Raw genomic sequence first — 15,212 nt, forward strand, 5'->3', positions numbered from 1 at the left:
CGCTCCTTCAGCGTGTGCGTCTGGTGGTGCGGACGACGGAAGGTCTTGCGGACGCCATCTACCACGATCGCTGGAGACGACACGCGGGTCATGGTCTTCGCGCCGCCCGTGAGCTTCGGGGCGGTCACGTCCTTCGGGACCAGGGGCGGCGGCGGGACCAGCGGGTCCGCGGGCGTCGTCGGGACGACGGGCGTCCCCGGGTCGGCCGGGGGCGCGGGCCCGGCGGGCGTGGTCGGCACCGGGTCGGCCGGCGGCGGGGGCGGGTCGGCCGTCCGGAACGCCTGGTCGGAGCCGGTCACGGCGACCGCGCCGCCCTCGCGGATGGCCTCCACGCGGTAGTGGTACGTGGTGCTCGGGGCCAGGCCCGTGAGCGCGGCCGTCCCGGGGATCGACGCGTCGCCCGCGCCGACGGCCTGCGTCGCCGTGGTCTGCCCGTACGACGCGGTGGTGCCGTAGACGAACCGCAGGCCCGTCGCCCGGCCGTTCGGGGTGACGCTGCCGTTGAGCGTCGCCGCGGTCTGGCCGACGCCGCCGGCCGCGGCGGTCGCGGCAACGGGGATCTCGAGCCGGCCGCAGTCCTGCTGCGGCGCGTCGAGGCCCCAGCGGTAGAGCGTGCCGGAGTCGTCGGGGAAGGTGTCCGTGATCCGGAGCTTCCAGGTCCCGGCGATCGCCTGGCCGTTGAACGCGGACAGCGGCGACGCGGGCTTCCAGGTCCCGGTGATGGGGCCCGGCGCCCCGTTGGCCGGGGTCGGCAGCACCGGGCCGGAGTCGTCGAAGACGGCGTCGACGACGTCGTTGCCGCCGAAGTTCGCGTTGCCCCACTGGTTGGTGATCGGGACGACGGTGCCCGCAGGGCTGACCAGCGCGATCTTCAGGTCGCCGAGCCACGTGTGCAGCAACCGGTCGATCCGCAGGTTCACGTCGGTGACGGTGCCGCTGCCCGTGACGACGAACGGCGCGTCGGTGACCTGGGGGACGGGGGACGAGCTCGTCCCGGTGCCGTCGGTGATCGGGACGACGGCGTTGGACCCCGGGCGGGGATCGACGGATGCCGGCACGACGACGCCGCCCTCGCTCGACGTGATCGCGATCGAGAGCGGGCTCTTGGCGAGGCAGGCGCCGGCGGGCGCTCGGGCGACGAACGCCGTCGTGTTCGGGGCCGTCCGGCCCTTGCCCAGCAGGGGCCAGGAGGCGTTGCCGGTCAGGACGGTGATCGCGGGGTTCGTCGACGTCAGCGTGCCCGTCACCCCGGGCAGGTCGGCCGACCCGATGCCCGTCACGGGGACCGCGACCCGGAACTCCTCGCCGGCCTCGATCACGCCGTCGGCGTCGCCACCCGGGTACGGGTCGGTGAGCGTCGGCGTCCCGCCCGAGCGGACGCCGGTCGGGAGCGCGTAGCTCTCGACCGGGTTCGTGGCGTCCGAGGTCGGGGTCGTGGCGCCCGCGCCCATGCCGCGGGCGGCGAAGACCTGCCAGACGTCGGCGTAGCGGTCGTCCGCGGCGCCCGGGGCGCTGCGCATCGCGACGGCCTGCCGCAGGATCGCGTCGCGCATGTCGAGCATCGACGGGTTGGGAGTGGTCAGCCGCAGGCCGCCGGTGACGAGGGCCAGGGTCGTGTCGCGGCCCGCGACGTCGCCGAGCTTCGTCCGCAGCAGCGTGCGGAGGTCCCAGAGCGTCTCCGCCCAGACCTCGCCGCCGTTGTGCGGGCTCGTGTTGTTGGTGATGCTGAGGTCGCCGTACGTGTAGCCGCCGAGGACGGCGGTTGGCACCCCGGCGTCCTTGCCGTTGCAGTTGGCGATGCCGGCGGGGTTCACCGGGCAGTCGATCGGCTTGGCCCGGATCCCCGCGCCGCCCGTCGAATAGGCGCCCAGGGTCACGTCGCCGGGGACGGCGTCGTCGGGCTTGTGGCCCTGGCTCATGAGCAGGTCCAGCGCGTAGAAGTCGCTCCACGCCTCGCCCATCATGCGCGGCTGTTGCGAGGACAGCGTCGAGCTGCCGCCGGCGTTGACGACGAGGCGGTTGGTCAGGCCGTGGCCGTACTCGTGGTAGACGATGTTCGCGTCGTCGGCGCCGTTGACGCGCCGGATCGTCCAGAGGTACATCTGCATGCGCGGGGCGGCGCCGTCCGGCCCGGTGGTCATGTTGGCGTTGTTGAAGCCCTGACCGTCGTCGACCTCGACCTGGACGTAGTCGCCGCCGACGCCCTGGCCCGTGGTGTTCGTGCGCTGGAAGTTGCCGGACGCCTCGTCGAAGCCGATCGGGCTCTGCTGCAGGTAGTCGTGGTACGCGCTCGCCAGGACGTGGGCGTTGGACGCGGCCTGCGTCTGGTTCGCCACGGCCGACGCGCGGGTCGAGCCGTTCCAGGTGCAGCCCGAGGTCACCACGCAGCCGGCCGTCGCGTCCGGGGTCGGCGCGTAGATCCAGTCCGGTCCCCCGCCGCTGGTGCCGCTGGCGGGGATCTGGACGCGGGCGCCGCCGATCTCGCTGCCGGGGGCGGGGTCCTCGTCGCTCGGGTCCACGTAGGTGCGCGCGTACCGGCCCCACAGGCGGGTGCCGCTCGCGGAGTCGTCGTACCAGGAGGCCGGCATCGTCGTCTGCACGGCGGGGGTCGCGTCCGGGTCGCTCGGGAAGTGCCGGATGCCGCCGAGGTGCTCGGTCAGGCCCTGCCGGCGCAGGAGCGCGCCGCTGTCGGCGTCGACGAGGACCTCGTACGCCAGGTGGTCGTCGTCCTCGGTGACGACGCTCCACGCCAGGCGCGGACCGTCGGCCGTGGCGCTCCAGCGCAGCGTGGCCCGCTCGCCGGTCGCGAACGTCGTCGTGCGGTCGGCGCCCGGGGCGACCGTCGTCGTGCGGGGCGGCAGGCCGGCGACGTCGACGGCCTCACGGGCGGCGCCCAGGCCGGCCGCAGCGGACAGCGCGGGCGAGGTGTCCGGCAGCTTCGCGCCCGGGACCGGGGCGCCGGAGACGTCGATCAGGCGGCCGTCGGCGGTGACGTCGGCCACGACGCCGCTGTCGAACGAGCGGATGCCGTCGAGGACCTGGTTGAAGCGCAGGTGGACGATGCCGTCGGGGCTGACGCTCCGCGCGACGAGCTGCAGGTGCGCGAGGTCCGCCTTCTGCAGGCCGAACGCGGCGCCCTGCTCGCGGACGTAGCCGAGCGCGATCGCCTCGGGCGACGCGGCCGAGCGGCCGGTGAGCAGGGCGTCGGTCCGGCCGACGAAGGAGACGCCGCCGCCGGCGCGGTCCGTGTGGACCTCGCCCTCGGGGCCGAGCTCGGCGTCGAGCTGCCGGCGGGCCGCGACCCGGGCGGCGGGGACGGGCGCGCGGTCGGGGGCCCGGCGGTCGACGTTGGGCAGGCCGCCCGTCGGGCCGGCAGCGCCGAGGGCCGGCGCGGCGGCGAGCAACGACAGGGAGAGGGCGAGCGCCGCCGACGCGGCGGCTGGTCCAGAACGCATCGGTGGGTCCTTCGCAGGGCGAGGCGCGTCCGTCCGGGACGCCCGGGAGCCGTTGCGGGGGACCCACGACCTGCGCGCCATCATAGGCGCGAACGGCGAGGTGCAGCCGGGGCTACGCCATCCGTGCGTACACCGGGCTGGCCGGCCGGTGCGGGCCCTAGGACACCGGTCCAGCCGGCGCGGTCCGCCGCGACGATCGGCCCGGGCTCCGCGATCACCCGTTCTGGTGATGCGCGGCCGGTCCGCGCCCTCCGCGCCGTCGCCCTCGCCGGGGCGGCGGCGGGGAGACGCGGCGCTACGCCGCGCGGGCGGCGCGGACGAGGTCCACGGCCGCGGCGATGCGGGTGCGCAGGACCTCGGGGTCCAGCGCGACGACGGCGGGGGCGGGCGCCTCGACCGCGGGGGCCTCGACGACCGGGGTGTCGGCCTTCGCGGGCGACTCCTCCGTGGCGGCCTCGGCGGGCACGGCCTCGGCGACGGGGGCGTCGGCCTTCTTGCCGCGGCCACCGCGGGACCGGGAGCGGGAGCGCTTCGGCTTCGGCTCCTCGGAGACCGACGGGGCCTCGCCGGGCGTGGCGGCCTCGACGGGCGCCTCCTCGGCGACGACGGGCGCGGCGGGCGTCTCCGCGGCCACGACGACCTCGGGCTCGACGGGCTTCTTCGCGGTGCGGGTGCGGGTGCGCTTCTTCGGGGCCTCGGCGGCCTCGGTCTCGGCCGCGGCGACGACGGGGGCCTCGGCCGGGGCGGCCTGCTTCGCGCGCGGCTTGCGGGCGGCGGGCTTCTTCGGCGCCTCGACCTCGACGGCCTCGACGGGGTCGGCCCCGCCGGAGCGGCGGCGCTTGGCGGCGGGCTTCTTGGCGGGCGTCGCCTCGGCGGCCTCCGCCTCGGCCGCGGCGGCGCCACCGGTGCGCTTGCGCTTGGCGGGCGCCTTCTTGGCGGGAGCGGCGCCGGCCTCGAGCCAGTTGTCGGCGAGGTCGACGCGGGCCTTGTCGCCCTCGCCGGTGACGACGACGGGGACGGCCTGGCCGACGATCGACTCGCGCCGGCTGATCGGCACGGTCACGCGCTTGGTGACCTCGCGACCGCCCTCGAGCTGCAGGCGGATCTGGCCCGCGGTCGCGCGAAGGACCGTCGCGGTCGTCTCGGAGGAAGCAGCGTCGGAAGCCATGGGCCGTCGGATGCTACGCCCTGACGCGACGGGGCGCTCACCCGTCCGGGACGGCACGCGCCCGGCGCCGGGCGCCGCTCCGCCGGGTCGCCGTACGCCGGTCCTCCGAGCGGCCGGACGCGGCCCCATCGGACCACCCCGCGCCGCCTCACCGGGCCGTCGTGCGCTGCGGCGCCGGGTGGGCTGCGGCGAGACTCGAGCTCCACCGGGCCGGACCCCCGGCGCGCGTGCGCCGGCCTCCGCCGCGCGGCCGCTCCCCGCCGTCCTGGCGCCTCCGCGCGACGACCGTCCCGACGGCGCCACCGCGGGACCGGACGTCGGTGGCGCCGGGCCGCCGAGAGGACTAGGTTGGCCCGATGTCCGGGATCTTCGACCTCCTCACCGGGCCCCGCGACGTCCGGCCCGTCCCGCTCGCGGTCCTCGCCGCGGCGGCCGTCGCCGTGGGGATCGGCGCCTGGGAGCACGCGCACCTCTACCACGACGGCTACTCGTCGATCCGGTGGATCGGCCCGCTGTTCCTGGTCAACGCGATCGCGTCGCTGGTGGTGCTCCTGCTGCTGATCGCGCGCCGCCCGCTGGCGTTCGCGATCGGCTCCCTGGCGATCAGCGGCCCGTCGATCGTCGCGCTCGTCCTGACGCGCAACGGCGACGGGCTCTTCGGATTCCGCGAGTCCGGCTACGACGCGGCGGCGGGGCTCACGCTCGGCGCCGAGATCGCCGCCGTCCTGCTCACCGTCCTTGGCGTCGTGCTCGCGCGCGACCAGCTGGGCGTCGACCCGCCGCCGCCCCCGCCCGAGGACGTGCGGACGGAGGTGCTCGTATGAGCGAGGCGTGGGTCCGCTGGGTGCTCGCCGCGATCGTGGTCGTCGTCCTGGGCGGGACGATCGTCGGGATCGACCCGGGCGGCGACGGGTCGCCGGAGGCCACGGCGCCCGCCAAGACGACGTCGGCGAGCAGTCGCACCGCGCTGGCGACGCTGGGCGTCGTCGCGGACCGCGGGCGCAAGACGTTCGCCGACAACGGCTGCGGCGGCTGCCACCGGTTGGCCGACGCGCGCTCGGAGGGCACGATCGGCCCGGACCTCGACGCCTCGATCTCCGCCGACACGCTGGCCACGATCCGCCGCGACATCGTCGACCCGAGCGCCGAGGGCACGCCCGGATATCCGGACGGCCGCATGCCCGACGGCTACGCGCGCCTCTCGAAGCCCGAGCTCGACGACCTCGTGCGCTACCTGCAGGCGGCGACCTCGGGGCGGTAGCTCGTCAGTCGTCGCTGCCGCTGAGCGTCAGCACGACCTCGCGGGAGCCGCCGCGGTCGCGGAACTCGCACAGCGTGATGCCCTGCCAGGTGCCGAGCGCCGGCCGGCCGTCGGTGACGGGGATCGTGAGGTCCGGGCCGACGAGGGTGGTCTTGACGTGCGCGGGCATGTCGTCGTCGCCCTCGAGCGTGTGGGTCCACGTACTGCTCCGGCACCCGGTCGTCGAACCACGTGCGCAGGTCACGCCGCACGTCGGGGCTCGCGTTCTCGTTCAGCGTCAGCCCGGCGGAGGTGTGCCGGCAGAAGACGTGGAGCAGCCCGACCCGCACGTCGCCGAGCTCGGGCAGCGCGCCGAGGACCTCGTCGGTGACCAGGTGGAACCCGCGGGGACGCGGACGGAGCGACACGGTGCGCTGGACCCAGACCATCTGCTGATCCTCGCAGGAGGTCACGACGAGGCCTCCCCGGCCGTCGCGCGGTGGGGGAAGATCCGCCGACGCGTTGGTGTGTCGTCCCCGGGGGCGATCGCCCCTGCCCGCCCGCCGTCGGGCCCCGGGCGCGATCAGCCGGCCGCTGCGGGAACGCCCTGCCCCCCCCGGGACGAACCCGCGGCACCCGGCCTCCGGGACCCCCGGCCCCGGAACGCCGAACGCCCGGCGGGTGCCGGGCGTTCGGGTCCTGCGATGCCGCCGGCCGCAGCCGACGGGGCCTACCGGTTGCCGGGCGAGCGCTTCGGGAACTGCGAGACCGGCGCCGACGCGTCCAGCGCGGTCTTGACGATGCGGTTCTGCTCGATCGTGTGCGCGGCCGGGTAGCCCTCGGACGGGGAGGCGCGCTCCGGGCGGCCGACGTAGCCGATGGCCAGGTGGTCGGGGAGGATCTGCTGCAGGCGCGGGGCCATGAACGCGCGGGCGCCCATGTTGCGCGGCTCCTCCTGGACCCACACGACCTCGCGCAGGTTCGGGTACGCGCCGATCAGGTCGCGCAGCCCCTGCTCCGGGAAGGGGTAGAGCTGCTCGATGCGGCCGATCGCGACGGCCCCGTTGTCCTGGCGCATCTCGTGCTGGCGGAGGTCGTAGAAGATCTTGCCGGTGCAGAGGATGAGCCGCGTGACGCCGTTGGGGTCGACGCCGGGCTCGCCGAGGACCGGGAAGAAGCGGGTCTCCGACAGGTGCTCGATGCGGTTGCGGGCCTGGGGCAGGCGCAGCAGCGACTTCGGCGTCATGACGACGAGCGGGCGCGGCTTCTCGATCAGGGCCTGGCGGCGCAGGAGGTGGAAGTACTGCGCCGGCGTCGTGACGTTCGCGACGCGGATGTTGCCCTCGGCGGCGAGCTGCAGGAAGCGCTCGACGCGGCCGGAGGAGTGCTCCGGACCGGCGCCCTCGTAGCCGTGCGGCAGGAGCAGCGTCAGGCGCGACGTCTGGCCCCACTTGGCCAGGCCGGAGACGATGAACTGGTCGATGATGACCTGGGTGCCGTTGACGAAGTCGCCGAACTGGGCCTCCCACAGGACGAGCGCCTCGGGCGCCTCCTGCGAGTAGCCGTACTCGAAGCCGAGGCACGCGACCTCGGACAGCGGCGAGTTGTGCAGCTCCATCGGCGCCTGGGCACCGGGGATGTTGCGGATCGGCGCGTAGCCCTTGCCGTCGCGCGAGTCGTGCAGGACGAGGTGGCGCTGCGAGAACGTGCCGCGCTCGGAGTCCTGGCCGGTCAGGCGGACGGGGACGCCCTCCTTGACGAGCGACGCGTAGGCCAGGGCCTCGGCGTGCGCCCACTCGATGCCGCCGTCCGGGCCCAGCGCGTCGCGGCGCTTGTCCATCTGCTTCTTGAGCTTCGCGTTCCAGACGAAGTCCTCGGGCACCGTCAGGAGCTGCTCGTTGAGCTCCGTCAGCTCCTCCTTGGAGACCTTGGTGACGGGCTCCTCGGAGCGCGAACGGTCCATCAGGTAGGTGCCGGTGGCGGACGTGTCGATCGTGCCGCCGGCCTCCTGCCAGTCCTTGACCTTCTTCTTGACGCCCTGGTGCAGCTCGGTGAGGTTGTCGTTGACGGCCTGGCGCTGGCTGTCGACGGCCTCCTTGGAGAGGACGTCCTCGGAGACGAGGCGCTCCGCGTAGAGCTCCGACACCCGCGGGTGCTTCTTGATCGTCTCGGCCATGACGGGCTGCGTGTAGGCGGGCTCGTCGGACTCGTTGTGCCCGTAGCGGCGGTAGCCGATGAGGTCGATCAGGACGTCGTGGCCGAACTCCTGGCGGAACGCGAACGCGAGGCGCGTGGCGTTGATGCAGGCCTCGACGTCGTCGGCGTTGACGTGGATGATCGGCACGTCGAAGCCCTTGGCGAGGTCCGAGGACCACTTCGTCGAGCGCGAGTCGGTCGGGTCGGTGGTGAAGCCGACCTGGTTGTTGCAGATCAGGTGGACCGCGCCGCCGACGCGGTAGCCCTCGAGCGCCTGGAGGTTCAGCGACTCGGCGACGACGCCCTGGCCCGGGAAGGCCGCGTCGCCGTGGAGGATGATCGGCAGCGCGACGTCCTCGTCGCGCGGGCCGTGGGCCTGGCCGCGGTCGGTCTGGACGGCGCGGGCGGCGCCGAGGACGACCGGGTTGACGAACTCGAGGTGCGACGGGTTGCTCTCGAGCACCACGCCGATCGACTTGCCGTCGGGCAGCTCGTAGCGGCCGGACGCGCCGTGGTGGTACTTGACGTCGCCGGTGCCGCCCTGCAGGTCCTGCGTGACGGTCTTCGCCGCGGCGATGACCGAGCCGCCCTCGAACTCGGTGAAGAGCGCGTCGTACGGGCGGCCGAGGTTGTGGGCCAGCACGTTGAGGCGGCCGCGGTGGGCCATGCCGATGATGACCTCCTGCGCGCCGGCGCGGGCGCCCGCGAGGTGGATCAGCTCGTCGATGACCGGGACCGTGATGTCGAGGCCCTCGATCGAGAAGCGCTTCTGGCCGAGGTAGGCCTTCTGCATGAACCGCTCGAACGTGTCGACCTGGATCAGGCGGCCGAGCAGGCCCTTCTTGCTCTCGGGCGAGAGCGGCTTGCGGTACTCGCCGGACTCGATCTTCTCGCGCAGCCAGACCCGCTGCTCGTTGTCGGAGATGTGCTCGACCTCGTACGCCGTCGAGCCGCAGTAGACGTCGCGCAGCGCCGGCAGGACGTCGGCGAGCGTGTCGCCGCCGACGAACGTGCGCAGGATCGACGCCGGGATCTGCTTCAGGTGCTCCTCGTCGAGGCCGAGGCGCTCGAGGTCGACGCCGATCTGGCGGGCGATGTCCTCCGGCGTGCGGTCGGACGCGGTCTCGAGCGGGTCGAGCTTCGCCAGCAGGTGGCCGTGCGAGCGGATCGCGCGGATCAGCGAGGTGGCGGCCTGGACGGCCTGCAGCAGCTCGATGGACGGCGCGCCGCCCTGGGCGACCGCGGTCGCCGCCGCACCGGCGCCGCCGGCACCGGCCTGGATCTTCGGCTGCGGCTTCTCGATCGCGGGGCCGAGCGACGCGCCGAGGTCGGCGAACGCCTGCTCGTAGAACTCGTGCTCGCCCTGGAGGTACTCCTCGACGATCTTCAGGAACTGGCCCGACTGGGCGCCCTGGATGATCCGGTGGTCGTACGTCGAGGTCATCGACATGACCTTCTCGGCGCCGATCAGCTCGCCGACCTCGCCGAGGCCGACGGGGTAGGCGATCGAGCCGGTCGCGACGATCGTGCCGTTGCCGGTCATCAGGCGGGGGACCGAGGCGACGGTGCCGATGCCGCCCGGGTTCGTCAGCTGGATGTTGGCGCCCTGCAGGTCGTCGCCCGTGAGCTTGTTGTCGCGCGCCTTGGCGATCAGCGCGTTGAACGCGTCGAGGAAGCCGCGGAAGCCGAGGCGGCCCGCGTCCTTGATGACCGGGACCATCAGCGTGCGCTTGCCGCGGCGCTCGACGTCGACGGCGATGCCGAGGTTGACCTGCCCGTGGTCGACGAGGATCGGGTTGCCCTCGTCGTCCTTCTCGTACGTCAGGCCCATCGCGGGCATCTGCTCCGTCGCCGCGCGGGCGATGGCGTAGCCGATGAGGTGGGTGAAGGAGACCTTCTCGCCGGCGGCCTTCAGCTGCTTGCGGCGGCCGTCGAGCGTCGTGATCGTGATCGTCCGGAACGACGTGGCCGTCGGGACGGTGAGGGACTCCTCCATCCCGCGCGCCAGGGCGGACGCGCCGCCGCGGATCGGGGTGCGCGTGACCGCGGCGGACGAGCGCCCGCCGTTGGACTTCGCGGTGAGGACGTCGTCCTTGGTGATGCGGCCCTGCGGGCCGGTGCCGCGGACGCCCGTGAGGTCGACGCCCTCGACGCCGGCGGCGCGCGCCGCGACCGGCGTGGCCTTGACGTCGGACGGGATCGTGGCGGCGGAGCCCGAGCCGTTGGTCGGCGCGGCGTCGGCGGCCGGGGCCTCGGGGGCGGGGGCGCTCGACGCGGCCGCGGCCCCGGCGCGGATGTGGCCGATGACCTCCTGCGGGTGGATCGTGTCGCCGTCGGCGAAGAGCTTCTTCTCGAGCACGCCGCCGACGGGGGCGGGGAGCTCCATGTCGACCTTGTCGGTCGAGACGACGAGGACGTCGGCGCCCTCCTCGACGGTGTCGCCCTCCTCGACGAGCCACTCGAGCAGCGTCGCCTCGGTGACCGAGTCGCCCGCGGACGGCGTGATGATGTCGACCAGGTCGCCGCCGGCGGCCGGAGCGTTGCCCGGGTCCGCCTGCTTGGCGGCGCCGTCGCTCACCGCGCCGGCCTCGGAGGCGTCGGACGAGGGGGAGGGAGCCTCGGAGCCGCCGGTGCCGTTGGGGTCGATCTCGCCGACCACGAAGCCGGACTGGACCGTCTCGCCCTCGGTCGCGTGGACCGCGACGAGGACGCCGGAGGCGGGGGCGGGGATCTCGGCGTCGACCTTGTCGGTCGAGATGACCACGAGGTCCTCGCCCTCCGTGACCTGGTCCCCGGGCTCCTTCAGCCACTCGAGCACCGTGCCCTCCGCCACGGACTCGCCCATCTGCGGGAGGATGACCTGGACGGTGGTGCCTGTCGCCATGAGACATCGAACCTAGCACTCTGGTTCGGGGTCGGAGTCTGCGCAGGGACACATCCGAACCCTGTTGCGGACTGGTGTCCGGGGCCCGGGCCCACCCGTTCGGGGGATGGCGCCTCACCGTCGGTGTCACGCCCGGCGGCAGCGGTGGTGGCCCCCGCGGCGACCTCCTCCGGCGGCACCGGCGGCGCGTCGGCCGTCGGCACCGGGGGATCGGGGCGCCCGCCCGGTGGGCTGGGACGACTGCGGCCGTCGTCGCTCAGGCGGCCGCGGCGCGCTCGCGGCGGCGCTGCTCGACCACGAACCCGATCGAGCCGACGAACGGCCCGATCGCCCCGATCACCGCAACGCAACCGGCGAGCCACAACGGGATCACACGGGCCCGCAGGGCGGCGAGCGTCAGGACGCACATGATGATCCAGCCCCACCCGTGGCCCCAGCCCAGCGCGGTCTTCAGCCCGCTGTCCACGCCGCCGATCCAGCAGGCGAGGAGCCCGAGGTAGATCGCGGAGTGCACGAACGAGCACCACTTCATGACGCGGAAGGACGGCGCGAGCAGCGCGAGGCCCCGCCGTGCCGCCCCGTCCCCGCCGGTGCGCTCCGGGATCCGGCCGAGGCTCACGCCACGCCCTGCACCGCGCGGGCGAGGCCCCGCAGCGTGGGCTCCGCGTGCTCGGGCCACGCGTCGACGTCCGCCGGCCACCACTCGTGCGCGTCGTGCTCGGGGTCGCGCTGCACCTCGGCGCCGTCGGGCAGCCAGGCGACGCCGACGAACATCACGAGGTCGCTGGGCAGCAGCACCAGCGACAGGCCCTGCAGGCGCTCGGCCTCGACGTTCCACTCCTCGGAGAGCTCGCGCTCCAGCGTCCGCATCGGCGACTCGCCGGGGTCGACCGCGCCGCCGGCGCCGAGGCTCCAGCGGCCCGCCCACGTCGCGACCCACGACGCGCGGCGGCCGGCGAGCCAGCGGCCCTGCTGGTCGCGGACGACGCACTGGCCGGTCATCGAGCGCGCCGCGCCGCCGGGCAGCAGGCGCAGCGCCCAGCGCACCGGCTCGAGCTCGAGGTGCAGGCGGCCCTGCTCGTCGACGTGGTGCGAGGCCAGGCGGGTGGAGAGCCCGTCGTGGCTCGGCGAGTCGCGGTCCTTGAGCTGCTGGATCGCGGCGTCGGCGGCGGCGGTGGCCTCGTCGGCGGCGACGTAGGGCTCCTCCAGCCAGGTGGAGAGCACCTCGTCCGCGGCCCAGGGGCCGGACGCGAGGATGGTGGGGCCCGCCGTCATCGAGCGGATTCTACGGCTCGACGAGCCCGCTGCGAAGCGCGTAGCGGGTGAGGTCGACGCGGTGGCGCAGGCCGAGCCTCGCGACGATCGGGGGACCCGCGCGAACTGCGGCGCCTGCTGTCGATCCTGCTGATGACGGTCGTCGTCGTCTTCTTCGTCGGGCTGTTCGTGATGGTCGGCGTGCCGGTCAGATTGCTCCCGATGGTGCCGGTGACCCTCGACATCCTGCTCCGGTACGCCTGATGACCCCGCGGCCGATCACCGGGCGCTGCTGCGCGTCGTGCCCGTGCTGCGCCACCGCGAGGCGGCGCTCGCCGAACCCGTCAGTCGCCACGCCAACCGCGAGCGCGTGGAGATCGGCGAGCAGCACTCCGACACGCAGCTGGCCGAGACGCTCATGACCCACCCGGTGCTGACCGCCCCGGTCGTCGACGAGCGGCGGCAGGTGCGCGGAATCGTCACGCCCGCCGCGTTCTTCGCGGCGCTGGTGGCCGGAGTCGGCGCGCGGCGGTGAGAGGGGGGTCGGGTCGGGGTCGACGGTGCGTGCTGCGGAAGGTGCGCTGCAGCACGCGCGGGCGGCGCAGCCCGGGCGATAGATCGCCCGGGCTGCCCGGGTCTCAGTCGACCTCGATGACCGAGACCTGCCCGTCGCTACCAGTGAGGCGGAGCGCGGTGGGCTGCTTCGCCGCCGCGACGGTGATCGCGAACACCGATCCCTTCGGAGCCGTCTTCGCGAGCTCCACCCCGTCCTGGTTGATCACGGCGACGCTCGCGACGTCATCGACCGCAATCCCGCGGAACGCGTAGGCGCCGGTGCCTTCCTGCACCTCCACGGGGCTCGGCGTCGACCAGATGACCGAAGCGCCGGAGACGGCAAGACGCTCATCGTGGCCACAGAGGACATTGCCGTCGCCGAAGACGGCACAGATCCCCGACTCGATGGGCACGACGGTCCACGTCTTCGTCTCGCCGCTGGGATCACCCACGGTACGGGCCCGGGCAGCGTCGATGTCGACGTTGGCCAGACGCGTCCGCTCTACGGGCGCGCGTGCCTCGGCATCGGCCGGCGAGCCGGCGGACTCATACGCGGTGACCTTGGGCGACCAGACCTTCGGCTGTGCGGCGACGGCGCTCCCGGCGAGCACCAACGCCACGATCGCCAGAAGAACCGCCAGGCGTCGGCGGAGTGTGGAGGTGAAAATGGACGCACCATTCCCTGTCGCGTATTGCAGCGAATTTCGCATACCTGCTTGCTCCCGTTCGGGTTGTTGTCGGTTGCGCCCGGCAACGTGCACACCACACTCGACCGGTGAAAGCAGGCGCCATTTCTACCTGCGGTCACAAGAAGTGCGTGACGGCGTGAGGCATCCTCCGGCCTACGGCCGGCGGTTTTCTCGGTCCGGTGTTGCGTGCGGTGCTAAGTGTGAGTCACCGCCCGGGGCCGTGTTCTGGTGCGTCGGGGACTTGGAAGATCTCCGGGTCCGCCTGCGGGATCGGGACGCGTTCGTAGCGCACGACGGTGAGCCGAGCGCTCAGGACGTACGAACTGTTTTGGGACGTGATGCGCGCTCGCTCGGCAGCCGAGACGTCGGGTGCGAAATTCAGCGGCGGCCGAAAGTACGAGTCGATGCGCACCGGCTCGCCTGACGCCTCGTCGACGAAGTACCGCAGGCGGGTGTCAGCCGTGAAGCCGCCCTGTCCGTTGGAGCCGCCGGCGTGGTCGGCGACGAGTTCGCGGACCTGGCGCCCCTCGAGCGTCGTGGTGCCGCGGTCCACGAAGCGCTTCTCGCGCAGGAGCAGCTCGACGGCACTGGCAGCGTCGGGGGCGCCCGCACCAGTGAGATCGATGCCGTCGGGCGCGGCGCGCGACGAGACGCGCAACGATCCATTCCAGCTCTTGAGCTCCCAACCCCGTCCGTCGGCGGCCTGGCCGCTTTCGAGGTAGCCCAGCGGACGCCCGTCCGGGGTCTCCGTGCTGGTACGGGTCCGGAAGCGCTGCGGCCGGTCAGCCATCCACTGCTCGATCCTCCGGCCTTGCAGCGCGACGGTTCGGCGACCTTCGGTGATCGCGATTCGTTGGGGACGGCCGTCCGGCTGAACGGGTCCTCCCGACATGACGAGGTGAACGACGTCGCCAGCCGGCGAAAGCGCCGCTCGAGCGGAGGCAACCGCATCGAGACGGGGCATTCCGTCCTCGTTCAGACCCGGCCCGATGGCGACGGCCGCGACGATCGCGGACACCGCGAAGCCGGCGATCGCGAACCGGCGGCGGTGCCGCAGGCGGCGAGCGCGCAAGATCAGGTTGGCCTCGTGCTGGTCCTCGCGAGCGGCGGCCGCTCGCAAGTCGACGCCGATCTCGCGCAGCACGGTCAGATTGCGCAGGTCATCGTGGGGGTGCTCGTCAGGCACAGCGTTCCTCCCCGAGTCGGATGAATGTAGGGGTGGCGCGCAGCGCACGCAGCGCACGACTGACCCGCGCCCGTGCCGTCTGCTCGCTCGTCCCGAGGCGTGCAGCGAGCTCGACGTACGACTGCTCCTCGAGGACCCGCAGGCGCAGCACATGTCGCTGCGGTTCGGTGAGCTCATCGAGAGCGGCGGCGACTTCGTCGCGAACGCCCTGCAGGTCGATCAACTGCTCGATCCGATCGAAATCCGCATCAGGCAGCGATCGGCGCTGCATGCCGAGACGAACCATCGCCTCGCGCTCGACGCGGCCGCGCCGCAGGTAGTCAGTCAGCTGGTTTCGGGCGATCGCGTAGATCCACCCGACCAACTCTTCATCCGTCCGCCCACGGAACCGTCGTCGGTCCGCGACCGCTCGAGCGAAGGTCTCGGCCACGAGGTCGACCGCCGTCTCCGGTTCGAAGGTACGCCTGGCGAGGTATCGCAGCACCTCTGGGGCGTGACGGTCATACAGCGAGGCGATGTGGTCAGCGGTAGGCGTCACGGATCTCGGCTCTTAAGACGAACGACCACGAAAGTTGTGACACCCGG

11 protein-coding genes and 1 pseudogene are annotated in these 15,212 nt (G+C 73.5%); 3 read left to right on the forward strand and 9 right to left on the reverse strand.

Going from position 1 to position 15,212, the window contains the following annotated elements; translation table 11 throughout:
- Nucleotides 1–3,455, reverse strand: a 3,455-nt coding sequence (locus AB0L40_RS12685) for a M36 family metallopeptidase (RefSeq protein WP_364354490.1), incomplete at its 3' end; no start/stop codon positions are given.
- A 295-nt stretch (nt 3,456–3,750) separates the two neighbouring features.
- Complete coding sequence (locus AB0L40_RS12690) at nt 3,751–4,623, reverse strand: hypothetical protein (protein WP_364354493.1); 873 nt, start codon at nt 4,621–4,623, stop codon at nt 3,751–3,753.
- Nucleotides 4,624–4,979: 356 nt separating this feature from the next.
- On the opposite strand from AB0L40_RS12690, the gene AB0L40_RS12695 reads away from it, so the two are divergent.
- Nucleotides 4,980–5,447 (forward strand): hypothetical protein, encoded by a 468-nt coding sequence (locus AB0L40_RS12695; protein ID WP_364354496.1) that lies wholly within the window; start codon nt 4,980–4,982, stop codon nt 5,445–5,447.
- On the forward strand, nt 5,444–5,884 hold the full coding sequence (locus AB0L40_RS12700) for a cytochrome c (RefSeq protein ID WP_364354498.1): 441 nt from the start codon (nt 5,444–5,446) through the stop codon (nt 5,882–5,884). The genes AB0L40_RS12695 and AB0L40_RS12700 overlap by 4 nt, the downstream gene beginning before the upstream one ends.
- 4 nt (nt 5,885–5,888) lie before the next feature.
- Here the strand turns inward: AB0L40_RS12700 and AB0L40_RS12705 are convergent.
- The 4 genes and pseudogenes from AB0L40_RS12705 to AB0L40_RS12720 form a co-directional block, all read right to left on the reverse strand.
- A pseudogene (locus AB0L40_RS12705) lies at nt 5,889–6,312 on the reverse strand (secondary thiamine-phosphate synthase enzyme YjbQ).
- A gap of 281 nt (nt 6,313–6,593) precedes the next feature.
- Complete coding sequence (locus AB0L40_RS12710) at nt 6,594–10,943, reverse strand: multifunctional oxoglutarate decarboxylase/oxoglutarate dehydrogenase thiamine pyrophosphate-binding subunit/dihydrolipoyllysine-residue succinyltransferase subunit (RefSeq protein ID WP_364354501.1); 4,350 nt, start codon at nt 10,941–10,943, stop codon at nt 6,594–6,596.
- A gap of 256 nt (nt 10,944–11,199) precedes the next feature.
- Nucleotides 11,200–11,562 carry a hypothetical protein gene (locus AB0L40_RS12715; protein WP_364354504.1) on the reverse strand — a complete coding sequence of 121 codons (363 nt, stop codon included), beginning with the start codon at nt 11,560–11,562 and terminating at the stop codon, nt 11,200–11,202.
- Nucleotides 11,559–12,218 carry an NUDIX domain-containing protein gene (locus AB0L40_RS12720; RefSeq protein WP_364354507.1) on the reverse strand — a complete coding sequence of 220 codons (660 nt, stop codon included), beginning with the start codon at nt 12,216–12,218 and terminating at the stop codon, nt 11,559–11,561. The genes AB0L40_RS12715 and AB0L40_RS12720 overlap by 4 nt, the downstream gene beginning before the upstream one ends.
- Nucleotides 12,219–12,498: 280 nt before the next feature.
- Between AB0L40_RS12720 and AB0L40_RS12725 the strand changes: the two genes are divergently transcribed.
- The gene (locus AB0L40_RS12725) at nt 12,499–12,732 is read left to right on the forward strand and encodes a hypothetical protein (protein WP_364354510.1); all 234 of its coding nucleotides are present in this window, start codon (nt 12,499–12,501) and stop codon (nt 12,730–12,732) included.
- A 103-nt stretch (nt 12,733–12,835) separates the two neighbouring features.
- Here AB0L40_RS12725 and AB0L40_RS12730 read toward each other — a convergent pair whose 3' ends face one another.
- From AB0L40_RS12730 to AB0L40_RS12740, 3 genes are all read right to left on the reverse strand, one after another.
- Nucleotides 12,836–13,462, reverse strand: a complete 627-nt coding sequence (locus tag AB0L40_RS12730) for a hypothetical protein (protein ID WP_364354513.1) — start codon at nt 13,460–13,462, stop codon at nt 12,836–12,838.
- Between the two features lie 184 nt (nt 13,463–13,646).
- Nucleotides 13,647–14,627 carry a hypothetical protein gene (locus tag AB0L40_RS12735; RefSeq protein ID WP_364354516.1) on the reverse strand — a complete coding sequence of 327 codons (981 nt, stop codon included), beginning with the start codon at nt 14,625–14,627 and terminating at the stop codon, nt 13,647–13,649.
- Nucleotides 14,620–15,165: a sigma-70 family RNA polymerase sigma factor gene (locus AB0L40_RS12740; protein ID WP_364354519.1), complete on the reverse strand. Its 546-nt coding sequence runs from the start codon at nt 15,163–15,165 to the stop codon at nt 14,620–14,622. Before AB0L40_RS12740 ends, AB0L40_RS12735 begins: the two co-directional genes overlap by 8 nt.
- Nucleotides 15,166–15,212 lie beyond the last annotated feature (47 nt).

Origin of the sequence: Patulibacter sp. NPDC049589, assembly GCF_040675535.1 — a bacterium.
In the GTDB taxonomy this organism is placed as follows: Bacteria; Actinomycetota; Thermoleophilia; order Solirubrobacterales; family Solirubrobacteraceae; genus Patulibacter.